The sequence below is a fragment of the Actinoplanes sp. NPDC051388 genome, from assembly GCF_055586225.1.
This window is the reverse complement of the sequence record NZ_JBVJIP010000003.1, coordinates 358,117-381,904: the sequence shown is the minus strand read 5'-3', so window position 1 is coordinate 381,904 and position 23,788 is coordinate 358,117. Positions and strand designations below refer to the sequence as shown.

Here is a 23,788-nt window from a genome sequence, read left to right as displayed (position 1 = left end):
TCAGTTCTCCGGAGGGCGCGTCGCTTCGGCGGCGCGCCCTTCGCTTTGCCTGCTGCGCCGATACCGGCCGGGCGGCACTCCGGTGTCCCGTTTGAAGGCGGCGGCGAAGCCGACCTCCGACCGATAGCCGACCCGCGTGGCCACCGCCGCGACGGTCGACCGCTCGTCGAGCAGCAGCGTCCTGGCCCGCTGCATGCGCAACGCCAGCAGATAGCCCATGGCCGGCTCGCCGACCCGCTCGGTGAAGCGCGCCGAGAACGCCGCCCGCGACAGCCCGGCGACGGCGGCCAGCCCGGCGAGCGTCCACTGCTCGGCCAGGTCGGCGTGCATCGCCTCGAGCGCGGCCGCCACGGCCGGATCACGCAGCCCGGCGAGCCATCCCGGCCGGTCCATCGTGGATTCGTGCCGGCGCAGCGCGCGCAGCAGCATGGCGTCGGACAGCCGCGCCATCACCAGATCGCTGCCCGGCCCACCGTCGAACGCCTCCGCGGTCAGCGCGTCGATCAGTGGCGCCAGCCAGGCGGCGGTCGCGCCGCCCTCTCCCGCGACCCGCACGGTCCGCGGCAGCCCACGCAACGCCGGATGGTCCGGCTCTCCGATCAGAAACGCGCCGCACACGATCACGCTGTCCGCCGCCGGGTCCCCGGTCGGTCCCTGTTGCTTCTGGGTACGCTGCGCAACCGCCGTTTCGGAGACACCGCGCACCCGTCCCGCCCCCGACGACCGCAGCACATGCGCGTCCCCGCGCGGCAGAATCACCAGGTCACCCTGCCCGAGTGCTTCCACGGCCCCATCCGCGAACGCGATCTCACAGGCGCCCCGCGCGACGATGTGCACACCGCGCAGTTCCGGCCGGTCGAAGTCGATCCGCCAGGGCGCGCGCATCTCCAGCCACCGGTAGGCCGCACTTTCGAAGCGCACCTCCCGAAACACCGCGCTGAGCAGGTCCACGCCACTCACTCCCCCGACGTCAGACGATCGATGTAGTTCGCCGGACTCCCGCACATGGATTGTCGCCGCACCCGCTCCTAGCGTCCATGGCATGACTTCATCACCCTTCACCCTGGTCACCGGCGGCAGCGCCGGCATCGGCCGCGCGGTCACCAACGAACTGCGGTACCGCGGCCATCAGGTGCTGACCGTGGGCCGAACAGCCGAACTCCCCGCCGACTTGTCCCTGCTGCGCGAAACGGCCCGCGTCGCCGACGAGGTGACCACCCGCACCGACCGGCTCGACGCGGTGGTGCTGTGCGCGGGAGTGTTCGCGGCGACTCCGGAGTGGACGGACGAGGGCCTGGAACGCACTCTCGCCCTCAACTACCTGTCCCGCCTCCTGCTGCTGCGCCGCCTGCTGCCGCTGCTCGAGGCAGCGCCCGCGGGCCGAATCGTGCTGGTGGCGAACGCCGGCAAATACCCCGACACCCTGGACCTGGACGACCTGCAGATGCGCACCGGCGGCAGCGGCCTCAAGGTCGCGGGCCGCACCCAGTTCGCGAATGACCTGCTGGCTGTGGACCTGATCGAGCAACTCCACGAAACCCGGATCCGGGTGGCGTGCGTGTTCCCCGGCCTGGTGGCCACCGACGTATTCCGCAACGCCCGCGGCGTCCCCACCCCACTACGAGCCACCGCAATGGCCATCCAGCGCACCTTCGGCACCGCGCCGACGAAGGCCGCCCAAGCGATCGCCGACCTGGCCATCCCAAGCGAGGCATCCGCCACCGAGGCACAACCACCCGCGATGCCCAACGGTCCGGGCCAAACGCAGGCCGAACGCGTCGGCCAGGCAACGGCCATCGACGTGCCCAAGGGGTTGGCCAACCGAGGCGGCGAAGCAGCGGCCCGTGGCCGCGCCAGAGCGACGACCGACGCGGAGTCCCGTGGTGGCGCCAGGGCGACAGCCGGAGAGGGCGGGCAGGTGATGGCCGGGCACGGCGGAGGGGCGAGGGTCGGAGACCGACAGAAGACGGGCAGCGACCCGATGACAGACGGGGGCGGCTTCTTCGGCCCGGGCGGGCGACGCGTCCCGATTCCCGCGCGCGCGAGCGATCCGGCCCGGCGAGCAGCCGTCCGAGCAGCCGCCGAGTCGCTGATCCACCCATGGCTCCCGACCCCAAACACGCCGGCATGACCTTTCAAAGCCAGGCCAACAGAGAATCCCTTTCGGCCAGGCGGCCAGCACATCCCGATCCCCACGCACGCTAACGACCCGCCCGCCACGCAGCGGCGCACTGACTGATCCACCCCCGACTCCCGACCCCGAAGAACCCGGCATGCCCGTCCCCAAAGCCAACCCAGCGGAAGATTCCTTCGCCGAAGCAGGCAGCGCGCCTCCCCATCCCCCACGAACAAGCGACGCTGACCGCCGAACAGCCGCAACCGCTGATCACCCACGGCCGCCAGGCCCGGGCGCTTCGGCGTGACCCCTACTCCAAGCCAGCCCAACGGAGATCTCCTCCGCCCAGGCAGGCAGCGCCTCCCCATCCCTGGCACGCGGGCGATCCGGCCCGCCGAGCAGCCGCGCAATCATTGATCCGCCCGAGGCCGCCGGCCCTCGACACTCCGGCGTGACCTCGCTCGGCCGTGCCCGAGGGCCAGGCCTGCGGCGGTACCGTGGGGGCCGGCTGGCCGAGCGGGTTGGGGAGGTGACGTCGTGCCGAACGACGACGAGTCCCGCCGCTTCGACGACATCGTCGCCGACCTGCGCGACGAAAACCTGCTCGCGCCCCCGCCGCAGCCCGGCCGCCGACGCCGCAAGACACTGATCGCCGGCATCGTCTGCTGCGTTGCCGCCATCGCCCTGATCACCCTCGGCGGCACCAGAGGCGCGGTCCTGGCGGTGATCCCGTGGCTGGCCGGGATGCTGCTGGTGGTAGCCGGCCGCCCCCGCTGACCCGGCGAACAGCACTCCGGAGAAGCACCGCATCCACGTCCCACGCACCGCCGCCAAGTGACCTGATCTTTGTTTTGTCCAAGGGTCGCCGTAAGGGCGGCCAACCGTGCCCCACCAGCCAAACTAACGTTCCGTAACTTCCGACATACGTTCAGAGAACGCCCATTCGGCTGACCCTGATAACCAAGTTTCCCGATAGCATCCGGCTCGTGGACATCCGTGCGTCCGACGAAGACCGCCAGCGTGTGGTGGCTGCCTTGGAGCAGCACACCGGCGCCGGCCGCCTGACGCTGGACGAGTTCGCCGCCCGCGTGGAAGCCGTAGTCGGCGCCCGCACAATGTCCGAGCTGGCCGCCGTGACAAGCGACCTGCCGGCCTCCGACGACCACCCGCGCCGCGAACTCCTCCTGGTTTTCCTGATCGCCATCGTCACCTTGGTTCTCCTGGGCGTGGCCCTAGCCCTCCGCGGCTGAGCCCAAAACAGCCGAGCCCGAAGCAGCGCTGAGCCCGCGGCTAAGCCCGAGCAAGGGTCAAAGACGGGTGACGCCCATCGGATCAGCGCTCGTCCGACAGCCCAGGCACGCGGCCGAGATATCGACGCGGTAGAGGGACGGGATGCTCAGCCCAAACACCATCGCGGCTCAAGACCGGGCCCGGCGGGAGGCCGGGTGTTGTAGATCCGGCGCGGCCGAAGGCCGGACGCACGCCCCGCAGATCGGCGGTTCAAGAGGCGACGCGGCCAAGAGACCAGGCAGGAGACCGAAGAACCAACGCAACCGAGAGGGCCTGCGCGCGGACGAAAGACCGGACCCAAAAGCTGGAAATATTGGCGCCCAAGACACCGCGGGGGCCACGAAGCCGGGCACAAGACTGCAGACCGGCGCGGCTAAGGACGGCGCGGCGGCTGGATGGCTGGCCCTACCGCGCCCCGGCCCACCCGGCTGAGCCAGCCGGGTGGGCCGGGCCGGCCGCTATGCGGTCAGGGCCGTGTCGCCGTGCCAGGAGCGCCAAAGGGCCGCGTAGGAACCGCCGGCCGCTACCAGGTCGCTGTGGGGACCCAGCTCGATGATTCGGCCGTCTTCGACCACCGCGACTCGGTCGGCGTCGTGGGCCGAGAACAAGCGGTGGGCGATCGCCACCACCGTGCGGCCCTGCAGGACCGCGGCCAAGGAACGCTCCAGGTCGCGGGCCGCTCGCGGGTCCAGCAGGGACGTTGCCTCGTCGAGCACCAGGGTGTGTGGATCGGCCAGCACCAGGCGCGCCAGCGCGAGCTGTTGCGCCTGGCCCGCGGACAGCGTCTCGCCGTCGGTGCCCACCGTCGTCTCCAAGCCCTGCGGCAGGGCGGTCGCCCAGCCGAGCGCATTGACCGCGGCCAGCGCCGCGCGGACCTCGTCGACCGTCGCCTCCGGGCGCACCATCGCGACGTTGTCGAACACCGTGCCGATGAACACGTGGTGCTCCTGGGTGACGAGGGCGACCTCGCGGCGCAACTCGTCCGGCGCCATCGTGCCGATGTCCGCGCCGCCGACGGTGATCGTGCCCCGCGTCGGCTGGTGCACGCCGGCCAGCAGCCGGCCCAGCGTCGACTTTCCCGCGCCGGAGGGACCGACGATCGCCAGGCGCTCACCGGGCTCCACCACCAGGTCGATGCCGTGCAGCACCGGGCGGCCGGGAACGTAGGCGAAGTGCACATCGGACACTGCGAGCCGGCCGCCGACCGGTGTCTGGCCGGTCGGCGGTGGGGCGGGATCTTCATCCGCCACGCCCAGCAGACGGGCCAGGGACGCCGCGCCGACCTGCAGCTCGTCCAGCCAGCTCAGCAGCCGGTCGAGCGGCTCGATCAGGATCTGCACATAGATCACCGCGGCGGTGACCTCGCCGAGCGTCACCCAGCCGCGCAGATAGAACCAGCCGCCGGCCAGCACCGTCGCCGCGATCGGGAGCACGTAACAGGTTTCCAGGATCGGCCACCAGACGGTGCGCAGGAACAGCGTGTAACGCTCGGCCAGCCACGACCTGCTCAGGTCGGCGTCGGTGCGCTCGATGCGCTGGCGCTGCCGGCCGAGCGCCTCGATCGTGCGCGCGCCCTCGACGGTCTCGGCCAGTCCGTCGGTGATGTCGGAATAGGCCGCGTTCTCCCGCAGGTATCCGGCCGGCGCCCGTCGCAGGTACCACCTCGTGCTGACCACGAGGATCGGCACCACGACCAGCATCGGCAGCGCGAGCACGGGGCTGACCAGCAGCAGCGCCCCGACGACAAGCACCACCGTGATGAGTGCGATCGCCGTGTCGGGCACCGCGAACCGGACCGCCTGGGACATCGCCGCCACGTCGCGTGTGGTGCGGGTCAGCAGGTCACCGGTGCCCGCACGCTCCACCGTGGACAGCGGGAGGATCAGCACCCGGTCGACGAAATCCTCGCGCAGCCGCGCCAGCACCTGCTCGCCCAGCCGCGCCGAGGCCAGGACCGCGAACCGGATCAGCACCGCCTGCACCACCACGAACGCCGCGATGGTGACGGCCAGCCGGTCGACCACCCCGGCGGCCCGGCCGCGCTCGATCGCCTCGACGATGTCGCCGAGCAGCCGCGGCCCGACCAGCCCGGCGACCGCGGCCAGCGCGTGCAGCCCGATCGCCAGGCCCAGTGCGCGCGGGTGCCGCCGGAACAGGTCGCGGGCATAACGCCGCACCTGGGCCGGCCCGGCCACTGGCAACGCCCCGGCCATCAGTCCTCCTCCCGCAGCACCGTGCGCGCGTAACGCGGCTCGCTGTCGAGCAGGCCGCGATGGGCGCCCTCGGCGACCACCCGGCCGGCCTCCAGATAGATCACGTGGTCGGCCCGGTCGAGCATCAGCGGGCTGGTCGAGCAGACCACCGTGGTGCGACCGGAGCGCTCCGCCGCCAGCCGCTCGGCGATGCGCGCCTCGGTGTGCGCGTCCACCGCGCTGGTCGGCTCGATCAGGATCAGCACGTCGGGATCGGCCACCAGGGCGCGCGCCAGCCGCAGGCGCTGCTGCTGGCCGCCGGAGAACTCGCGGCCGCGCTCGGCGACGAGACTGTCCAGCCCGTCGGGCAGGGCCTCGATCACCTCGGTCGCCGAGGCCGTGCGCAGCGCGCGATCGGCCGTGCCGGTGCCCGCCGGATCCAGGTCGGATCGCAGCGGGCCGGAGAACAGGCGGGCGTCGTTGTCCGCCACCAGCACGCATCTGCGCAGCTCGCGCGGCTGGAGATCGGCCAGCGGCACGCCGGCCAGCGAGGCGCGGCCGCCCGGCGCGTAGTGCCCCAGCCGGTCGGCGATCACCACCGCGTCGGCCGGGTCGGCGGCGACGAGGGCGGTGAGGCGGCCGGGCGGAACGCGTACTCCCGAATCGGGGTCGACCAACTCGCCGCCGGCGGCGGGCGACGCCGGACCGTCGGGAAGGTCGCTGCGGGCGGCCAGCATGCTGACCACCCGGCGGCTGGCGACGTGACCGCGGGTCAGCTTGTCGATCATCTCGGTCAGCTGGCGCAGCGGCCCGATCAGAAAGGCCGCATACGCATAGAACGACACCAGCTGCCCCACGGTGATCTGCCCGGACAGCGCGAACCGGGCGCCCAGCCAGGTGACCAGCACCAGGAACACCCCGGGCAGCAGCACCTGGGCGGCCTCCAGCAGCGCCTCCACCCGGGCGGTCCGAAGCCCCGCCGCGCGCAGTGACTGCGACTCCGTGCGGTAACGCGACGAGATCAGCGCCTCGCCACCGACGCCGCGCAGCACCCGCAGCCCGCCGACCAGGTCGGCCGCGCGGCCGGTCAGCTTGCCCTCCTGGTCCCGATAGGCCTGCTGGCGCCGGTGCAGCGGCCGGATCAGGAGCCCGACGATCGACATCAGCACCGGCACGCCGATCACCACGACCAGGCCGAGTGGCACCGAGGTGGCGAGCAGGATCGCGGCCACCACGAGCACTGCGACCAGCGAGGCGACGCCGCGGGCGATGATGTCCATCGCGTCGCCGACGCCCTTGATGTCGGAGGTGCCGATCGCCACCACCTCGCCGGCGCTCATCCGGCGGGATAGCGCCGAGCCGAGCCGGTTGGTCTGCCGGACGGTGATCTGGACGGTGCGGTAGGCCGCGGACAGCCAGTTGTAGACCGAGAAACGGTGCCGCGCGATGCCCCCGGCCGCCTGGCCGACGCCGAGCGCGGCCAGGACCAGGCTCCAGGTCAGCAGATCGCCCGGGTCGCGGCCGGTGACCCCGGCGTCGATCGCCTTGCCGATCGCGAACGGCACCAGCGCCTGGCAGAGCATCCAGACGATGGCGAAGCCGGTGGCGCAGATGAGCTGCAGCGCGCCGCGCCGGGCCGTCCACGCCAGATAACGCGTGGCGGACCGGTGGTCGGGTGAGCCGGGATCGCCCTCGGGAAGTGTGCGCATCAGAGGGCAGACGTTACGGGGCGCCTATGACAGTTTGCGAAGCCTTTTCCCAGACCAAAGGGCCGCGGCCAGGGCCCGGACCAGGGCCTGGCCAGGCGGTCAGCGGTCGACCGGTGTGAAGTCCCACACATGCGGCGAGCGGGCGACCAGAGCGGCGGGCGGCGCCGGCATCGCCTCGGGGCTGTGCCGCCACTTCGAGATGACCACGATGCGGTTGTCGGTGGACGAGAAGACCTCGCTCGACACGTGCTGCGGCAGCACCTCGAGCCCGGGCAGCGCCTCGTCGCACACCCAGATCAGCAGCTCGTCGAAGCCACTGCCGTGGGCGCGCACCTCCCACATCCGCGCAATCATGTGCACTCCCTACCCCCGCACCGCGACCGTCGTCAATGGCATCGCCGAGTCGGCGGGCAGATCGAGACGGCTCGGGGCGATGCCCGCCGCCACGAGACGGGTGCCGAGGGCGGCCACCATGGCGCCGTTGTCGGTGCACAGGCTCGGGCGGGGCACCCGAACCCGAATGCCGTGTTTTCGGGCCCTTTCCTCGGCGAGCACGCGCAATCGCGAATTGGCCGCCACCCCACCGCCGATGATCAGGGTCTCGACGCCGTGGGTGCGGCACGCCTCGATCGCCTTCGCGGTGAGCACGTCGCAGACGGCCTCCTGGAAGCTCGCCGCCACGTCCGCGATCGGCACCGGCTCGCCCGCCCGCTCGCGCGCCTCCACCCAGCGTGCGACCGCGGTCTTGAGCCCGGAGAAGGAGAAGTCGAACCGGTGCGTCGCCATCTCCTTCGCAGCGGTGAGCCCGCGCGGGAACGCGATCGCCCCGGCGTTGCCCTGGCGAGCCTCGCGGTCGATGATCGGGCCGCCCGGGAAGCCCAGGCCGAGCAGCCGGGCCACCTTGTCGAAGGCCTCGCCCGCCGCGTCGTCGATGGTCGCGCCGAGCGGGGTGACACCCGCGGTCAGGTCGTCGACCAGCAACAACGAGGAGTGCCCGCCGGAGACCAGCATGGCGATCGCGGGCTCGGGCAGCGGGCCGTGCTCCAAAGTGTCCACCGCCACGTGTGCGGCGAGATGGTTGACGCCGTAGATCGGCTTCTCCGCGGCCAGTGCGTATCCCTTCGCCGCGGCGACGCCGACCAGCAGCGCGCCGGCCAGCCCGGGCCCGGCGGTGACCGCGATCGCGTCGACGTCGGCCAGGGTGACCTTCGCCTCGTCGAGGGCGCGACGCATGGTCGGCACGATCGCCTCGAGGTGGGCGCGGCTGGCCACCTCGGGGACCACGCCGCCGAACCGGGCGTGCTGCTCGACGCTGGACGCCAGCGCGTCGGCGAGCAGGGTGTGGCCGCGGACGATGCCGACGCCGGTCTCGTCGCAGGAGGTCTCGATGCCGAGGACCAGGGGTTCGTCAGGCACTGCGCATCATCACCAGGGCGTCGGTGTTGCTGGGTTGGTAGTAGCCGCGGCGGATGCCGACCGGCTCGAAGTCGTAGCCGGCGTAGAGCCGTTGGGCGCGCTCGTTGTCCACGGCCACCTCGAGCAGCATCTTGCCGACGCCCCGCGCGGCGGCCTCGGCCAGCAGAGCTTCCAGCAGCGCGCGCCCGGTGCCCTGTTTCTGGGCGTCGCGCCGGACCGCGATGTTTTGCACCCAGGACTCCTCGCGGTCCACGATGGACAGGCCCGCGTAGCCGATCACCCCGGTCTCGTCAGTGGCGACCAGATAGAACCGGCGCTGGGCGAGCTCGTTCCAGAACATCGCGGCCGACCATCGCTCGACGCCGAAGAGGTCCTCCTCGATCGGCAGCACGTCGGCGATATGCCACCACCGCAACCGCCCGATCGTCATGGCAGCACGGGCTTGCGGGCGGCCGGCTCGACCGCGTCCGGCCGGCGCAGGTAGAGCGGGGTCAGCGGTTCGCTCTCCGCCTTGCCGGTGATGCGGTCGGCGGCCAAGGCGATCAGCGCGGCGCCGGGCGGGAAGAGCAGGTGCTCGTCGATCGGCAGGCCGAAGATCTCGCTGTATTTGAGCGCGCCCTCGCCGACCGCGCGGTCGGCGGTGACGACCAGGTCGGCCGGCTTGGCCACGCCGGGCCCGTCGACGCGATGGCCGTCCACATAGGTCGCGTGATAGACCTCGCGGCGGCGGGCATCGGTGGCGACCAGCACGCGACCCGGCCCGGCGGCCCGGCCGAGACCGTCGAGCGAGCAGACGCCGTAGGTCGGGATGCCCAGCGCCTGGCCCATGCTCGCCGCGGTGGCCAGCCCGACCCGCAGCCCGGTGAACGGGCCCGGGCCGACGCCGGCCACGATCGCGCCGAGATCGGTGACGCGCACGCCGGCCTCCTCGAGCGTCGCGTGGATCTGCGGCGCGAGCATCTCGCCGTGCGCCCGGGGGTCGACCGTGCGGCGCTCGGCCAGCCCGCGCAGACCGGCGTCGGTGACCTCGGCGACCGCCGCGGTGGAGGCGGGCGTCGCGGTGTCCAGCGCGAGTACGAGCACGGCCAGCACCCTAACCCCGGAGGTCCCAGTCGATCTGCGCACGCCCCGCATCGGCCAGCGCCTTGTTGGCCGCACTGAACGGCCGCGCCCCCCGGAACCCCCGCGGGTTCAACGGGCTGGGATGACCGGCCTCCAGCACCACATGCGCCGGGTTCGTGACCAGAGCCGCCTTCTTTCGCGCATATCCACCCCAGAGCAGGAAGACCACCCGCTCCGCCCGCGCGTCCAGGGCCTGAATGGTGGCGTCGGTGAACGCCTCCCAGCCCTTGCCGCCATGCGACGCCGCCTGGGTGGCGCGCACCGTGAGCACCGCGTTGAGCAGCAGCACACCCTGCCCGGCCCACCCGGTCAGATCGCCGGTGGCGGGCGGCGTGACCCCGACGTCCTCGGCCAGTTCCTTGAACACGTTGCGCAGCGAGGGCGGGATCCGCAGCCCGTCCCGCACGCTGAAGCTGAGCCCGTGCGCCTGCCCGGCGCCGTGATAGGGATCCTGTCCGAGGATCAGCACCCGAGTCTGCGCCGGCGGGCACAGACGGTAGGCCGCGAACAGGTCCTCGATCGGCGGGTAGATCGTGTGCTGCGCGTATTCCCCCGCCACGAACTCGCTCAGCGCGGCCGTCCGCTGCTCGTCGAGGAACGGGCCGAGCGCGTCGCGCCAGTCCGCCGGCAGCAGGTCGAGCAGGTTCATCAGGTCTCGCTCTCGAAGAGGTCGGCAGTGCGCTCGGCCCAGTCGCCGCCGTGCGGGATCAGCTCGACGACCCGGGTGTCGTCCTCGTCCCGCCGGTCGATCCGGACCTGCAGATAGGTCTCGTTCAGGTGCTCGGCGAGGCCCTCGCCCCACTCCACCACGGTCACCGCGTCGTCGGCCGACGCGTCCAGGTCGAGGTCGTCGATCTCCAGCCGCGGGTCGGGCCGATCCCCCAACCGATAGGCGTCCGCGTGCACCATCGGCACCGGTCCCCGATGCACCCGGGCGATCACGAACGTCGGCGACGTCACGTCACCCTGCACGCCCAGCCCGGCGCCGATGCCCTGGGCCAGCGCCGTCTTGCCGGCCCCCAGCGGACCGGTGAGCAGCAGCAGGTCGCCGGCGCGCAGCAGGCCGGCGAGGCGGCGGCCGAACTCCTTGGTGCTCTCCACCGTGTCCAGCCGGATCACGAGACCTTCTCCAGGAACGGCAGGATCGCCGCGTTCACCTCGTCCGCCTTTTCCAGCATCACCACGTGGCCGCTGTTGTCGATCTTGACCAACTCGGCCTCGGGCAGGTGCACGAGGATCTGCTCGGAGTGCGTCAGGGGGGTCAGGTAGTCCTTCGTGCCGACGATGACCAGCACCGGAACGCCGCGCAGGGCGGACAGCGCCGGGAAGCGGTTGTGGGTGTAGAGGGTGTGCAGATATTTGGTCAGCGTCTCCACCGTCGTCTTGGAGTTCATCTGCTCCACGAAGGTGACCAACGACGGGCTCGGCCGGGAGTCGCCGAAGCCATACCTGCGGGTGAGCAGCCAGGCCAGGTCGGAGGAGGCCACCCGGGCCTTGTCGATGGCGCCGCCGCCGATCCGCGCGGCGCCGCCCCAGACCGGGAAGAACGGCGCGCTGGCCCGGGCGACCAGGGTGGGGATGCCCAGCTTGGTCTTGTCGATCAGGCCGGCCGAGGTGGAGATCAGCACGACGCCGGTGACCCGGCTGCCGAACCACTCCGGGTACTGCTCGGCGAACGCCATGATCGTCATGCCGCCCATCGAGTGCCCGACCAGGATGATGTGGCCCTCCGGCACGGTCTCGTCGAGCACCGCGGCCAGCGACTTGCCCAGCGCGGCGATGTCGTACTCCCCGGACTTCAGCTTGCTCGACCGGCCGTGCCCGGGCTGGTCGTAGAACACCAGGCGGTGGTCGCCGCGCTCGGTGAGCATCTGCCGCTGGAAATAGAACGTGCCCATGTCCAGCGCGAAGCCGTGCACGAAGACGATCGTCGCGTTGTCGCTGGGCTCGTGCGGCTCGACGATCTCGACGTGCAGGTCGGTGCCGTCGGCGGCGGTGACCGTCAGCTCCTCGTCGAACGGCTGGTCGCCGAACTCCTCGTCGCGGTGCGGGTCGCCGGGCGCGTTCAGGGACCGGCGGACCAGCGCGCGCTCGACCGCGAACGCGGTGGCGAGACCGGCCGCGGCGACACCGACCACGGCGCCGACGATGCCGACCTGCTTGGCGCGTCGTCTCCTCGGCGTGGTGCTCACATCGCCTCCCCGTCATAGATCCGCGGCACCCGGCTCGCGCCGAATCGCGTCACGATCTCGTAGCTGATCGTCCCGCACGCCTCTGCCCAGTCGTCGGCCGTCGGGCGCTCCGGGCCGAACAGCGTCGCCACGTCGCCCGGGGCCACCGGGTCGTCACCGCAGTCGAGCACCAGCTGGTCCATGCACACCCGGCCGGCGATCGTGCGGATCTTGCCGCCCAGCTCGATCGGGGCGGCGTTGGACGCGTGCCGCGGCACCCCGTCGCCATAGCCCAGCGGGATCAGCGCCAGCGTGGCCTCGGTCTTCGTGCGGTAGGTCAGTCCGTAGGACACGCCCTGGCCGGCCGGCACCCGCTTGGTCAGGCTGACCCGGGCCCGGGCGGTCATCGCCGGCCGCAACCCGAAGTCGCCCTCGACCGGCGACAGACCATAGATCGCGATGCCCGCGCGGACCAGGTCGTAGTGTGCGTCCGGCCTGGTCAGCAGGGCCGCCGAGTTGGCGATGTGCCGGTAGCGCGGGGTGATGCCGGTGCGCTCGGCCAGGCCCAGGCCCTCGGCGAACACGGCCAGCTGGCGGTCGATCGACTCGTGGCCCGGCGAGTCGGCCAACGCGAAGTGGCTCCAGATGCCGACCACCTCGACGTCGCCGCCCGCCTGCGCCTTTGCCGCCGCCTCGAGCAGCGCCGGCCACTCGGCCGGGGTCGCGCCGCCGCGGGCCAGGCCGGTGTCCAGCTTGAGGTGGACGCGGGCCGTCCGCTGCGCCCGGCGCGCGGCCGCCTCCACCTCGGCGAGCTGGCCGAGGCTGCCCGCGTTGAGGTCCACCTCGGCCGCCACGCCCTCGTGCAGCGGGAGGCCCGGGGAGTGCAGCCAGGACAGCACGGGCGCGGTGATGCCCGCCCGGCGCAGGGTCAGGGCCTCGTCGAGGGTCGCCACTCCGAGCCACGTCGCGCCGCCGGCCAGCGCCGCGCGGGCGGACGGCACCATGCCGTGGCCGTAACCGTCGGCCTTGACGGCCGCCAGCACCTCGGCGGTGGTGCGGGCGCGCAGCGTCGCCACGTTGTCCCGGATCGCGTCCAGATCGATCCGGACCTCGGCCTGCCACATGGTTCCCAGCCTACTGACGGGTATCGGAGTGAACGGTGTCGCGGATCACGCTGGGCAGGGCCGCCGCCACGTCCGGGGCGGTCACCGGACCGTGCTCGGCTGCCCGCCGCCCGGCCAGGCCGTGCACATAGGCCGCCATGACCGCCGCCCGCTCGGCCGGCAGGCCACTGGCCAGCAGCGATCCGAGCAGGCCGGCCAGCACGTCGCCGCTGCCCGCCGAGGCCAGCGCAGAGGTGCCGGTCGGGTTGGCCCAGACCTCGCCGGACGGGGTCGCCACGATCGTGCGGTCACCCTTGAGCAGGACCACGCCGTTGATCCAGGCGGCCATCCGCAGCGCCGCGCCCATCCGGTCGGCGCCGGGCGCCTCGCCGGCCAGCCGCTTGAACTCGCCGTCGTGCGGCGTGATCACCAGCGGCGCGTCCCGGCGCAGCTCCTTCGCGTGCTGACCGTCGACCAGCAGGGTGAGCGCGTCGGCGTCGAGCAGCACCGGCAGCGGGGTGGCCAGCACGCTGCGCAGCTCGGTGCGGGCGTCGTCATCAGTGCCCAGCCCCGAGCCGCAGGTCCAGGCCTGCACCCGGCCGGCGTCCGCCACCCGCGGCGCGGCGACCACGGACGGGTGCGCCCGCACCACGTCCTGATAGGCGCTGCCGGCATAACGCACCATGCCGGTCGGGCCGGCCAGCGCGCCCGCGGTGGACAGCAGGGCGGCGCCCGGGTAGCGCGCCGAGCCGGTGGCCACGCCGACCACGCCCCGCGTGTATTTGTCGGACTCCACACCCGCCGAGGGCCACCAGTGGGCGATGTCCGCCGCCTCGGCCACCCGCACCGCCGGATCGCCGCGCAACATCGGCCCGAGACCGATGTCGACCAGCTCGACCTGCCCGGAGCGGGTCGAGGCCGGGCCCACCAGGTGCGCCGGTTTGAGGCAGCCGAAGGTCACCGTCACGTCGGCGGTCACCGCCGCGCCGGGCACGTCGCCGGTGTCCACCGCGACGCCACTGGGCACGTCCACCGCGACGATCGTCGCGCCGAGACCGTCCAGGGCCGCGACCAGGCCGGCCGCCTCCGACCGCAGACCGCCGCTGGCCCCGATCCCGACGATGCCGTCGAGCACCAGGTCGGCTCGGGCGGGCAGGTCACGAACGGTGAAGCCGCCCGCGTCGCGGAGCGCCGCCAGGCCGGCGAGATGCACCCGGTCGGGCCGCAGCAGCAGGGCGCGCACCTGCGCGCCGCGCCGGGCCAGCCGGGCGCCGGCGAAGAGCGCGTCGCCGCCGTTGTCACCGCTGCCGACCAGCAGCAGCACCTGAGCGCCGTAGACCCCGCCGGACTCCTCCAGCAGGAGCACGCAGCGCCGGGCCAGCCCGGCCGCGGCCCGCTGCATCAGGGTGCCCGCCGGCAGAGTCGCCAGCAGAGCCTTTTCGGCCGCGCGCACCTCGGTGACCCGCCATGCCTGCCGCATCGATCTCCTCCCGTCACGGTTCGCGGAAGTTCTATGCCCCGGGTACGACACTTTCACGTCCGCGCTGCTCAGGCCTCCGCCACGACCATCGCGGAGGCGATGCCGCCGTCGTGCGAGAGGGAGAGATGCCAGCGGTTGACCCCTCGCTCGGTGGCGACCGCGGCGACCGTACCGGAAACCGTCAGCCACGGTCGCCCGTCGGGGTCGGAGACGATCTCGCAGTCGTGCCAGCGCAGGCCATTCGGCGCGCCCAGCGCCTTGGCGACGGCCTCCTTGGCCGCGAACCGGGCCGCGAGCGACTCGGCCGAGCGCGGATTGCCCGACACGGTGAGCCGCTCGCCGTGGGTGAACAGCCGGTCCGCCAGCAACGGCGTCCGATCCAGCGCACGGGCGAAACGCTCCACCAGGACGACATCGATGCCGACTGCCACGATCACGGGCTCCACCCTAATGAAGGAGCCCGGGGCGGACGGCTACTCCACCGTCACGGACTTGGCGAGGTTGCGCGGCTGGTCCACGTCGTGACCCCGGGCCGCGGCGATCTCGCACGCGAGGATCTGCAGCGGCACGGTGGTCATCAGCGGCGCCAGCAGGGTGGGGGTGCGCGGCACCAGGATCAGATGATCGGCGTACGCCCGGACCGCGTCGTCCCCCTCCTCCGCGATCACGATGGTGCGAGCACCCCGGGCCCGCACCTCCTGGATGTTGGAGACCACCTTGTCCCGCATCACCCCGCGACCGGCCGGCGACGGCACGATGCAGACCACCGGGGTGCCCTCGTCGATCAGCGCGATCGGCCCGTGCTTGAGTTCTCCGGCGGCGAACCCCTCGGCGTGCATGTACGCGAGCTCCTTGAGCTTGAGCGCACCCTCGAGGGCGACCGGGAAGCCGACGTGCCGGCCGATGAACAACACCGTCGACGCGGTCTTGAGGTCACGGGCCAGGGCCCGCACGTCCTCCATGCCGGCCAGCAGCTCCCGCAGGTTGTCCGGGGTCCGGCGCAGCCGGGACACGACCGCGGCGACCTCGTCGGCATACATCACCCCGCGGATCTGGGCCAGGTGCAGGCCGATCAGATAGCACGCGACCAGCTGGGTCAGGAACGCCTTGGTGGACGCGACCGCGATCTCCGGCCCGCCGTGCGTGTAGAGCACCGCGTCGGACTCGCGCGGGATGGTCGACCCGTTGGTGTTGCAGATCGCCAGCACCCGCGCCTTCTGCTCCTTGGCGTGGCGCAGCGCCATCAGCGTGTCCATCGACTCGCCGGACTGGCTGATCGCGATGACCAGCGTGGACCGGTCGAGGATCGGGTCGCGGTAGCGGAACTCGCTGGCCAGCTCGACCTCGCACGGGATGCGCACCCAGTGCTCGATGGCGTATTTGGCGACCATCCCGGCGTGGTAGGACGTGCCGCACGCGATGATGAAGACCTTGTCCACGTCGCGCAGGTCCTGGTCGGTGAGCCGCACCTCGTCGAGCACGATGTCGCCGCGCTCGGACAGCCGGCCGAGCAGGGTGTCGGCGATGGCCTGCGGCTGCTCGGCGATCTCCTTGAGCATGAAGTAGTCGTAGCCGCCCTTCTCGGCGGCGGACGCGTCCCAGTCGATGTGGAACTGCTTGCCGGTGGCCGGCTCGCCCAGGAAGTCGGTGATCTCCACGCCCGCGGTGGTGATCAGCACGACCTGGTCCTGACCCAGCTCGATCGCCTCTCGGGTGTGCTCGATGAACGCCGAGACGTCGCTGGCCAGGAAGTATTCGCCGGCGCCGGTGCCCACCACGAGCGGCGAGTTGCGCCGGGCGGCGACCACCGCGTCGGGCACCGCGACGTCGACCGCGAGCAGCGTGAAGGCGCCCTCGAGGCGGCGGACCGTGCGGCGCATGCCCTCGGCCAGCAGCGCCGGGCCGTCCTGCTTGCCGGACTCGCGCAGCGTCCGCATCTCGGCGGCGAGCAGGTGGGCCGCGCACTCGGTGTCGGTGTCGCTGGTGAACTCCACGCCGGTCGCCTCGAGCTCGGCGCGCAGGCGGGAGAAGTTCTCGATGATGCCGTTGTGGATCACCGCCACCCGGCCGTCGGCGGAGAGGTGCGGGTGTGCATTACGGTCGGTCGGGCCACCATGGGTCGCCCAGCGGGTGTGCCCGATGGCGGTGACACCGGTGGCGATGCCCTCACCGGTGCGCTCGGCCAGCGCCTTCTCCAGGTTGGCCAGCTTGCCCGCTCGCTTCTCGGTGCGCACCACGCCGTCGTCGATGACGGCCACCCCGGCGGAGTCATATCCGCGGTACTCCAGCCGACGCAGGCCGTCGAGCACGATACTGAGCGCCGGACGATTCCCTACGTAACCCACGATCCCACACATGTGGGGCAGCGTAGCCGACTTTCGCTCACGCGTCTTGCTCAAGAGACACACTTTCGCGCATCGTACGTGATTGAAATAGCCAATCGGACAGTGAGTGCGGCACGCGCAGTCGCCAAACCGGGCATACGGGACGCGCCGCCCATGGGGGTGCCGAGGAGGTGGCACGGAAGGCGTACCGTCGGCTCACGCCGTGCGGTGTAACCGGCCAGGGAGACGACGTGAGCAACCAACCCGATCCGCCCGGGCCCTATGAGGCGCCCCGGCCGGACGGCACACAGCCGCCGCCCATCGATGTTCCATCGGTGCCATATCCGACCAGCGGCGCCGAGCCGCCCCCGCCACCGACGAGTGGCGGGCCCCGGCCACCCACGTTCCAACCCGGATACGCGCCACTCCCGCCGCCACCGCCGGAGCCGCATTACCCGCCGACATCACAGTTCCCGCCGCAGCCGGGCTACGGCCCTCCGCAGCCCGGTTACGGGCCGCCGCAGCCGCTTCAAAAAGCCGACTACGGCCCGCCGCAGCGCGCGCCCCGCAAGAGCAACGCCCCGCTGATCGCCGTGCTGGTCGCGGTCACGCTGCTGCTCTGCGCCGGCGTGGCGACGGCCGGTGTGCTGGCCGCCCGCAGCGTCACGAACAAGGCCAAGGAGGCGGTCAAGCCGATCACCGACCCGACCTTCCCGGCGCTGCCGACCGACGTCCCGGAGATCCCCGACCTGCCCACCGACCTGCCCAGCCTGCCCACCGGCATCCCCGGCCTGCCGGGCTCGGGCAAGACCATCAAGGTGACCTACGAGGTGACCGGCGACGGGCCGGTCGACATCATCTACACGGAGAAGCTCGGCGACGGACCGAAGAAGGTCGCGGATCCGAAGCTCCCGTGGAAGTTCTCCACCACCATGGAGGGCTCCGCGCTGGTGTCGGTCACCGCGGTGCGCAGCAGCCCGGACGAGGGCGAGATCAACTGCCGGGCCACGGTGGACGGCGCGGAGGTCGCGCAGAAGTCCGGCGAGGGCCCCTATGCCACGGCGTCGTGCATCAAGGTCGTGATCGGCTGACAGGCCGTAGGCTCGGTCGGGTGACGACGTTGATCCCGGCCGATCCGCTGGTCGCTCGCATGCGGCCGTTCGGCACCACGATCTTTTCCGAGATGTCCGCGCTCGCGGTCAGCACCGGCTCGATCAACCTGGGCCAGGGCTTCCCGGACACCGACGGGCCGCCCGAGATGCTCGAGGCGGCCGCCGAGGCGCTGCGGTCGGGGGCCAACCAATATCCGCCGCTGCCCGGCATTCCGGCGCTGCGGGCCGCCATCGAGGCCCATGAGCAGCGGTTCTGGGGGTTGGCGGTGGACCCGGACACCGAGGTGGTGGTCACCGCGGGCGCGACCGAGGCGATCGCGGCGAGCATTCTCGGACTGTGCGAGCCGGGCGACGAGGTGGTCTGTTTCGAGCCGTACTACGACTCGTACGCGGCGTCGATCACGCTGGCCGGGGCGGTGCGGCGGCCGGTGACGCTGCGGCCCGGCCCGGACGGCCGCTATCTCTTCGACGAGGGTGAGTTGCGCTCGGCGTTCGGGCCGCGCACCCGGCTGGTGCTGCTCAATTCGCCGCACAACCCGACCGGCAAGGTCTTCACCGCGGACGAGCTCGCGCTGATCGCGTCCCTGTGTCAAGACCACGACGTGTACGCGGTGACCGACGAGGTCTACGAGCACCTGGCCTTCACCGACGCCCCGCCGCACGTGCCGATCGCGACCCTGCCCGGCATGCGCGATCGCACGCTGCGCATCTCCTCGGCGGGCAAGACCTTCTCCTGCACCGGCTGGAAGATCGGCTGGGCCACCGGTCCCACCGCGCTGGTGTCCGCCGCCCAGCGGGTCAAGCAGTTCCTGACCTTCGTGAACGGATCACCGCTGCAACCCGCCGTCGCGGTCGCGCTGGGCCTGCCGGACGCCTACTTCACCGATTTCCGCGCCGGCCTGCAGTCACGCCGCGACCGCCTGACCGCCGGCCTCACCGATGCGGGCTTCCGGGTGCTGCCGTCGGAGGGGACCTATTTCGTCACCGCCGACATCACCCCGCTCGGTGGCACCGACGGCGCCGACTTCTGCCGCGAGCTGCCGCACCGCTGCGGCGTGGTGGCGGTCCCGACCCAGGTCTTCTACGACCACCGGGAGGAGGGCCGCCACCTGATCCGCTTCGCCTTTTGCAAGCGCGAGGAGGTCATCGACGAGGCGGCCGCCCGCCTGCGCGGTCTCCGGGCCTAGGCCGGACTGGCCGAGCGGACCTCTTCGGCGATGCGCTCGGCCACCGAGCGGGCCTGGTCCTCGGTGGCGGCCTCGACCATCACCCGCACCAGCGGCTCGGTGCCGGACGGGCGCAGCAGCACCCGGCCGGTCTCGCCCAGCTCGTCCTCGGCCAGCGCCACCGCCGCCTGCACGGTCGGCGCCGCGGCGCCCGCCTCGCGGTCCGCGACTCGCACGTTGATCAGCACCTGCGGGAGCTTGTGGATCACCGCGGCCAGGTCGGCCAGGGACTTGCCGGTGGACGCCAGCTGGGCCATCAGGTGCAGCCCGGTCAGCACTCCGTCGCCGGTGGTCGCGAAGGCCGGCATCACGATGTGGCCGCTCTGCTCGCCGCCGAGGGCCAGTTCGCCGGCCGCCAGCTCCTCGAGCACGTACCGGTCGCCGACCTTGGCCTCGATCAGCTTGATGTTCGCTTGCTTCATGGCCAGGCGCAGGCCCAGGTTGCTCATCACCGTGGCGACCAGGGTGTTGTCGGTCAGCGTGCCCGCGTCGCGCATCGCCAGCGCGAGGATGGCCATGATCTGGTCGCCGTCCACCACGTCGCCGGAGGCGGTGACCGCGAGGCAGCGATCGGCGTCGCCGTCGAGCGCGAGGCCCAGGTCGGCGCCGTGCTCGAGCACCGCCGCCTGCACCGCTTCCAGGTGGGTCGAGCCGCAGTTGTCGTTGATGTTCAGTCCGTCGGGCTCGGCGTGGATCGCGATGACCTCCGCGCCGGCCTCCTCATAGACCGTCGGGGCGACCTCGGCGGCCGCGCCGTTCGCGCAGTCGACCACGACCTTGATGCCCTCGAGCCGGTGCGGCGCCGAGGCGACCAGGTGCTGCACGTAGTGCTCCGCGCCGTCCAGCAGGTCGTGCACGCGACCGATGCCGGAACCGGTGGGCCGGCCCACCATGCCGTGCTTGTCCTCGATGGCGGTCTCGATGCGCGCCTCGAGCTCGTCCGGCAGCTTCTGCCCGCCGGGAGCGAAGAGCTTGATGCCGTTGTCCGGCATCGGGTTGTGCGAGGCGGACAGCATCACGCCGAGATCGGCGTTGGTCTGGCCGACCAGATAGGCGACGGCCGGCGTGGGCAGCACACCGACCCGCACCACGTTGGCCCCGACGCTGGCCAGGCCGGCGACCACCGCCGCCTCCAGCATCTCGCCGCTGGCCCGCGGGTCGCGGCCCACGATCGCGAGTGGTTGGTGGCTGCTGTCGCTCTCGATCAGCACCTTGCCGGCCGCGACCGCGACCGCGAGGGCGAGTTCGGGAGTCAGGTCACCGTTCGCCAGACCGCGAACGCCGTCAGTGCCGAAGAGACGCCCCATGGCGGCTTCCTTTCGCCGGACCGGGCGCCGCGATGGGCGACGGCGCCGATGCCGGAGCAAGTGAGTGGGGAGGGCAGGTGAGTGTGGAGCGGGCGAAGCGGGCATCGAGCGAGCTGATTGGACCCGACAAACACGAAACGGCCGGGCGTGCTCCCTGCCTCAGGGTCACACCCGGCCGTCCGCTCAGACGAGGACGATGCGCAAGATCAGCGCTTCGAGTACTGCGGAGCCTTACGGGCCTTCTTGAGGCCGTACTTCTTGCTCTCCTTGACCCGCGAGTCGCGGGTGAGGAAGCCGGCCTTCTTCAGGGCCGGGCGGTCGTCGGGCTCGTTGGTGATCAGCGCCCGCGAGATGCCGAGGCGCAGCGCGCCGGCCTGGCCGGTGATGCCGCCGCCGCGGAGGTTGGCGATGACGTCGAAGGTGTCGGCCTTCTCCGTCGTCACGAACGGCTCACGGATCAGCTGCTGGTGCACCTTGCTCGGGAAGTAGGCCTCGAGCTCACGGCCGTTGCAGGTGATCTTGCCGGTGCCGGGCACGAGACGCACCCGGACGATGGCCTCCTTGCGGCGGCCCACGGTCTGGATCGGACGGTCACCCGGGCGCGGGGCGCGAACCGGGGCCGGAGCGGGCGCCTCGACCACGACGACCGTCTCAGCGGGCTCCTCGACCACGACAGCCGCCTCGGCGGGCTGCTCCGCGGTGGGCTCCTCGACGGCCGGCTGCTCGACGGCCGGCTGCTCGACGGCCGGCTGCTCGACGGCGGACTGCTCGGCGGCCGGCTGCTCGGCGGTCTGGGCGCCCTCGGGCTCGACGTTGTCGGTCATGCTGCTGCCTTCTCCCGCGCTCACTGCGCGACCTGGGTGATTTCGAACGGCTTGGGCTGCTGAGCAGCGTGCGGGTGCTCCACGCCGGGGTAGACCTTCAGCTTCTTGATGATCTGCCGCGCCAGCTTGTTGTGCGGGAGCATGCCCTTGACGGCCAGCTCGATCGCCTTTTCCGGGTGCTTGCTCAGCAGGTCCTCGTAACGGACCTGCTTGAGGCCGCCCGGGTAGCCGGAGTGCCGGTAGGCGATCTTGGTCTGCCGCTTGTTGCCGGTCAGCGCGACCTTGCCCGCGTTGATGATCACCACGAAGTCGCCGGTGTCCATGTGCGGTGCGAAGGTGGGCTTGTGCTTGCCGCGCAGCAGGGTCGCGGTGTGGGTGGCCAGGCGGCCCAGGACGACGTCAGAAGCGTCGATGATGTGCCACTGACGCTCGATCTCACCCGGCTTCGGGCTGTACGTACGCACAGAAATACCTTGTCTCGTCGTCGGTTCTGGGGGCGCGCGCTGGTCGCAACAACCTCGACCATCGAGCGTACCTGAACAGGTTCGCTCGCAGCTGTCGCACAACAGCAGGCAACGATACCCGGCCGTGCGCCGCGCGGTCAAAACGGGCGGGTGGTCCCCCGTCGCAACCCCCAGGTCGTCGCAGAATGTGACAAGACCCTCGGCAGCACCGGTTGGACCGGAAAAGATGACCGTCCTAGCATACTCGCAGCCCGGCAGCGCCCGACGGCGGGGCACATCGACCGCCGACGCCGGCCCGGAGCTGTGATCGATGCCTCTTAGCAGGCTCGAAACAAACGGGACGCAAGGCCGAAATTCACCGGCGGCACTCTCTCCGACATGGCAAGTGGTGCGGCTTCCTCGACGATGCGGTTCGGGCTCCGGCCCGTCGGCGTCCTCGGCGGCAGCGGCATCACTCGAAAGCCACCGTCAGGGTTGAGGACGGACCTGACGGTGCGGGCGGGGCTTCGGCCCGGCCCAGGAAAGCCGCGGCGTGCGCCGGTCGGAGGTACGGCGGAGAACGCAGGCGTGACATGGGAGCGGGTCGACGCTGAGGACGGCGATCTCCGAGCGTGCCCTTCGGTGGACCGGTCGGCCACGCCGCGGCTTTTCGAAAAGCGCAGAGGATGACGGAGCGCACGGGGCGCTCTCGACGGACAGTGATCACGGCGTCGGCACTGGCCGAGCCGACCGCTGCACTGTCCGGCTACACCATCGGAGTGACCGCGGACCGGCGGCGGGACGAGCTCGCCGGCCTGCTGGAAAGCCGGGGCGCCCGGGTCGTGCTGGCCCCGGCGCTGCGGATCGTGCCGATCGCCGATGACGCGGAGCTGCGCGCGGCGACCCGGGCCAGTCTGGAGACGCCACCCGACGTGGTACTGGTCAACACCGGCATCGGCATGCGCGGCTGGCTGGAGGCCGCGGAGGGCTGGGGTCTGGCGGAGCCGCTGCGGGCGGTGCTGAGCCGGGCCTACCTGGTGGCCCGGGGACCCAAGGCGAGGGCGGCGGTGCGCTCGGCCGGGCTGCAGGATCAGTGGGCGCCGGAGGGCGAGAGCTTCGAGGAGGTCGTCGACCACCTCACCGCCCGCGGGATCGCCGGCCTGACGGTGGCGATCCAGCTGCACGGCGAGTCCCAGCCGGAATACACCGATGCGCTGCAGACGGTGGGCGCGCGCGTGATCGAGGTGCCGGTCTATCGCTGGGCGCCGCCGACCGATCCGGCGCCACTGCACCGACTGGTCGATCTGGTGGCCGGCCGGCTGGTCGACGCGGTCACCTTCACCTCGGCCCCGGCGGTCGGCGCGCTGCTGCGCGCGGCCGGGCCGGAGTGCGACAACGTGCTGGAGGCATTCAAGACCGACGTGCTGGCGGCCTGCGTCGGCCCGGTCACGGCGGCGCCACTTCGACGGTACGACGTGCCGGTCGTCGCCCCGCCCCGAGCGCGTCTGAGCTCCCTGGTGCGCACCATCGTGGACGAGTTGCCCAAGCGGGCGGTCAGTCTCGAGGTCTCCGGGCACAACCTGACCCTGCGCGGGCACGCGGCGATCGTGGACGGTGAGTTGCGCCCGCTGGCGCCCGCGCCGATGGCCGTGCTGCGGGCGCTCGCCGCCGTCCCGGGCCGGGTGCTCTCCCGCGGCGCCCTGCTGCGCATGCTGCCCCGCGGCGCCGACGAGCACGCGGTCGAGATGGCGGTGGCCCGCCTGCGGGCCGGCCTGGGCAAACCGGGCATCGTCCAGACCGTCGTCAAACGCGGCTACCGCCTCCCCAACTAAGACCAACAAAGTGGTAGCCCAGGAGTGCATCCGCTGGGGGGGGGTCCTCCTTGGGTCCTACCTTCGGGGGGGGAGTTTGCGCGCACGGACCCGGGAGGGAGCGGGCCCCCGTCAGGTGGGC

Annotated in this window: 23 protein-coding genes; 6 read left to right on the top strand and 17 right to left on the bottom strand. The window is 72.0% G+C overall.

The window, feature by feature from the left end:
- Positions 1-960 carry a cupin domain-containing protein gene (locus ACZ6TI_RS10265; protein ID WP_465344673.1) on the bottom strand — a complete coding sequence of 320 codons (960 nt, stop codon included), beginning with the start codon at positions 958-960 and terminating at the stop codon, positions 1-3.
- An 82-nt stretch (positions 961-1,042) separates the two neighbouring features.
- Here ACZ6TI_RS10265 and ACZ6TI_RS10260 point away from each other — a divergent pair, with 82 nt between their 5' ends.
- From ACZ6TI_RS10260 to ACZ6TI_RS10250, 3 genes are all read left to right on the top strand, one after another.
- Positions 1,043-2,131: an SDR family NAD(P)-dependent oxidoreductase gene (locus ACZ6TI_RS10260; protein ID WP_465344672.1), complete on the top strand. Its 1,089-nt coding sequence runs from the start codon at positions 1,043-1,045 to the stop codon at positions 2,129-2,131.
- Between the two features lie 522 nt (positions 2,132-2,653).
- Positions 2,654-2,893, top strand: coding sequence for a hypothetical protein (locus tag ACZ6TI_RS10255; RefSeq protein WP_465344671.1), 240 nt, complete (start codon positions 2,654-2,656; stop codon positions 2,891-2,893).
- A 209-nt stretch (positions 2,894-3,102) separates the two neighbouring features.
- A complete protein-coding gene (locus tag ACZ6TI_RS10250; protein ID WP_465344670.1) occupies positions 3,103-3,366 on the top strand; it encodes a DUF1707 SHOCT-like domain-containing protein in 264 nt (87 codons plus the stop codon).
- Positions 3,367-3,864: 498 nt separating this feature from the next.
- Here ACZ6TI_RS10250 and ACZ6TI_RS10245 read toward each other — a convergent pair whose 3' ends face one another.
- The 13 genes from ACZ6TI_RS10245 to glmS all read right to left on the bottom strand — a co-directional run bounded on the left by ACZ6TI_RS10245 (position 3,865) and on the right by glmS (position 16,956).
- Positions 3,865-5,619, bottom strand: coding sequence for an ABC transporter ATP-binding protein (locus ACZ6TI_RS10245; protein WP_465344669.1), 1,755 nt, complete (start codon positions 5,617-5,619; stop codon positions 3,865-3,867).
- A complete protein-coding gene (locus tag ACZ6TI_RS10240; protein WP_465344668.1) occupies positions 5,619-7,307 on the bottom strand; it encodes an ABC transporter ATP-binding protein in 1,689 nt (562 codons plus the stop codon). Before ACZ6TI_RS10240 ends, ACZ6TI_RS10245 begins: the two co-directional genes overlap by 1 nt.
- A gap of 99 nt (positions 7,308-7,406) precedes the next feature.
- On the bottom strand, positions 7,407-7,661 hold the full coding sequence (locus tag ACZ6TI_RS10235) for a hypothetical protein (protein WP_465344667.1): 255 nt from the start codon (positions 7,659-7,661) through the stop codon (positions 7,407-7,409).
- A gap of 9 nt (positions 7,662-7,670) precedes the next feature.
- Positions 7,671-8,723, bottom strand: coding sequence for a tRNA (adenosine(37)-N6)-threonylcarbamoyltransferase complex transferase subunit TsaD (gene tsaD, locus ACZ6TI_RS10230; RefSeq protein WP_465344666.1), 1,053 nt, complete (start codon positions 8,721-8,723; stop codon positions 7,671-7,673).
- Complete coding sequence (rimI, locus tag ACZ6TI_RS10225) at positions 8,716-9,153, bottom strand: ribosomal protein S18-alanine N-acetyltransferase (RefSeq protein ID WP_465344665.1); 438 nt, start codon at positions 9,151-9,153, stop codon at positions 8,716-8,718. The genes tsaD and rimI overlap by 8 nt, the downstream gene beginning before the upstream one ends.
- On the bottom strand, positions 9,150-9,806 hold the full coding sequence (gene tsaB / locus ACZ6TI_RS10220; protein WP_465344664.1) for a tRNA (adenosine(37)-N6)-threonylcarbamoyltransferase complex dimerization subunit type 1 TsaB: 657 nt from the start codon (positions 9,804-9,806) through the stop codon (positions 9,150-9,152). The genes rimI and tsaB overlap by 4 nt, the downstream gene beginning before the upstream one ends.
- A 10-nt stretch (positions 9,807-9,816) precedes the next feature.
- Positions 9,817-10,494 (bottom strand): uracil-DNA glycosylase, encoded by a 678-nt coding sequence (gene ung / locus ACZ6TI_RS10215; RefSeq protein ID WP_465344663.1) that lies wholly within the window; start codon positions 10,492-10,494, stop codon positions 9,817-9,819.
- Positions 10,494-10,961 (bottom strand): tRNA (adenosine(37)-N6)-threonylcarbamoyltransferase complex ATPase subunit type 1 TsaE, encoded by a 468-nt coding sequence (gene tsaE, locus ACZ6TI_RS10210; protein ID WP_465344990.1) that lies wholly within the window; start codon positions 10,959-10,961, stop codon positions 10,494-10,496. The genes ung and tsaE overlap by 1 nt, the downstream gene beginning before the upstream one ends.
- On the bottom strand, positions 10,961-12,037 hold the full coding sequence (locus ACZ6TI_RS10205) for an alpha/beta fold hydrolase (protein WP_465344662.1): 1,077 nt from the start codon (positions 12,035-12,037) through the stop codon (positions 10,961-10,963). The genes tsaE and ACZ6TI_RS10205 overlap by 1 nt, the downstream gene beginning before the upstream one ends.
- The gene (alr, locus tag ACZ6TI_RS10200; RefSeq protein ID WP_465344661.1) at positions 12,034-13,140 is read right to left on the bottom strand and encodes an alanine racemase; all 1,107 of its coding nucleotides are present in this window, start codon (positions 13,138-13,140) and stop codon (positions 12,034-12,036) included. The genes ACZ6TI_RS10205 and alr overlap by 4 nt, the downstream gene beginning before the upstream one ends.
- Before the next feature lie 10 nt (positions 13,141-13,150).
- Complete coding sequence (locus tag ACZ6TI_RS10195) at positions 13,151-14,599, bottom strand: NAD(P)H-hydrate dehydratase (protein WP_465344660.1); 1,449 nt, start codon at positions 14,597-14,599, stop codon at positions 13,151-13,153.
- Positions 14,600-14,667: 68 nt separating this feature from the next.
- A complete protein-coding gene (locus ACZ6TI_RS10190) occupies positions 14,668-15,036 on the bottom strand; it encodes a holo-ACP synthase (RefSeq protein ID WP_465344659.1) in 369 nt (122 codons plus the stop codon).
- 36 nt (positions 15,037-15,072) lie between these two features.
- Positions 15,073-16,956: a glutamine--fructose-6-phosphate transaminase (isomerizing) gene (glmS, locus tag ACZ6TI_RS10185; protein ID WP_465344658.1), complete on the bottom strand. Its 1,884-nt coding sequence runs from the start codon at positions 16,954-16,956 to the stop codon at positions 15,073-15,075.
- Between the two features lie 218 nt (positions 16,957-17,174).
- Between glmS and ACZ6TI_RS10180 the strand changes: the two genes are divergently transcribed.
- A complete protein-coding gene (locus ACZ6TI_RS10180; RefSeq protein ID WP_465344657.1) occupies positions 17,175-18,014 on the top strand; it encodes an MmpS family transport accessory protein in 840 nt (279 codons plus the stop codon).
- Between the two features lie 20 nt (positions 18,015-18,034).
- The gene (locus ACZ6TI_RS10175; protein WP_465344656.1) at positions 18,035-19,222 is read left to right on the top strand and encodes a pyridoxal phosphate-dependent aminotransferase; all 1,188 of its coding nucleotides are present in this window, start codon (positions 18,035-18,037) and stop codon (positions 19,220-19,222) included.
- Here the strand turns inward: ACZ6TI_RS10175 and glmM are convergent.
- From glmM to rplM, 3 genes are all read right to left on the bottom strand, one after another.
- A complete protein-coding gene (gene glmM / locus ACZ6TI_RS10170; protein ID WP_465344655.1) occupies positions 19,219-20,568 on the bottom strand; it encodes a phosphoglucosamine mutase in 1,350 nt (449 codons plus the stop codon). The two genes, ACZ6TI_RS10175 and glmM, sit on opposite strands and share 4 nt — an antisense overlap.
- Before the next feature lie 206 nt (positions 20,569-20,774).
- The gene (gene rpsI / locus ACZ6TI_RS10165; protein ID WP_465344989.1) at positions 20,775-21,239 is read right to left on the bottom strand and encodes a 30S ribosomal protein S9; all 465 of its coding nucleotides are present in this window, start codon (positions 21,237-21,239) and stop codon (positions 20,775-20,777) included.
- Positions 21,240-21,412: 173 nt separating this feature from the next.
- On the bottom strand, positions 21,413-21,856 hold the full coding sequence (gene rplM, locus ACZ6TI_RS10160) for a 50S ribosomal protein L13 (protein WP_465344654.1): 444 nt from the start codon (positions 21,854-21,856) through the stop codon (positions 21,413-21,415).
- Between the two features lie 665 nt (positions 21,857-22,521).
- Here rplM and ACZ6TI_RS10155 point away from each other — a divergent pair.
- A complete protein-coding gene (locus ACZ6TI_RS10155) occupies positions 22,522-23,667 on the top strand; it encodes a uroporphyrinogen-III synthase (RefSeq protein ID WP_465344653.1) in 1,146 nt (381 codons plus the stop codon).
- The last annotated feature ends 121 nt before the right edge of the window (positions 23,668-23,788 follow it).

Coding starts and splice junctions, on each gene's coding strand:
- glmM (WP_465344655.1), bottom strand. CDS start 20,568: ATGGGGCGTCTCTTCGGCACTGACGGCGTTCGCGGTCTGGCGAACGGT.
- ACZ6TI_RS10235 (WP_465344667.1), bottom strand. CDS start 7,661: ATGATTGCGCGGATGTGGGAGGTGCGCGCCCACGGCAGTGGCTTCGAC.
- ung (WP_465344663.1), bottom strand. CDS start 10,494: ATGAACCTGCTCGACCTGCTGCCGGCGGACTGGCGCGACGCGCTCGGC.
- ACZ6TI_RS10155 (WP_465344653.1), top strand. CDS start 22,522: ATGACGGAGCGCACGGGGCGCTCTCGACGGACAGTGATCACGGCGTCG.
- ACZ6TI_RS10240 (WP_465344668.1), bottom strand. CDS start 7,307: ATGCGCACACTTCCCGAGGGCGATCCCGGCTCACCCGACCACCGGTCC.
- alr (WP_465344661.1), bottom strand. CDS start 13,140: ATGTGGCAGGCCGAGGTCCGGATCGATCTGGACGCGATCCGGGACAAC.
- ACZ6TI_RS10195 (WP_465344660.1), bottom strand. CDS start 14,599: ATGCGGCAGGCATGGCGGGTCACCGAGGTGCGCGCGGCCGAAAAGGCT.
- ACZ6TI_RS10245 (WP_465344669.1), bottom strand. CDS start 5,619: ATGGCCGGGGCGTTGCCAGTGGCCGGGCCGGCCCAGGTGCGGCGTTAT.
- ACZ6TI_RS10260 (WP_465344672.1), top strand. CDS start 1,043: ATGACTTCATCACCCTTCACCCTGGTCACCGGCGGCAGCGCCGGCATC.
- rimI (WP_465344665.1), bottom strand. CDS start 9,153: ATGACGATCGGGCGGTTGCGGTGGTGGCATATCGCCGACGTGCTGCCG.
- glmS (WP_465344658.1), bottom strand. CDS start 16,956: ATGTGTGGGATCGTGGGTTACGTAGGGAATCGTCCGGCGCTCAGTATC.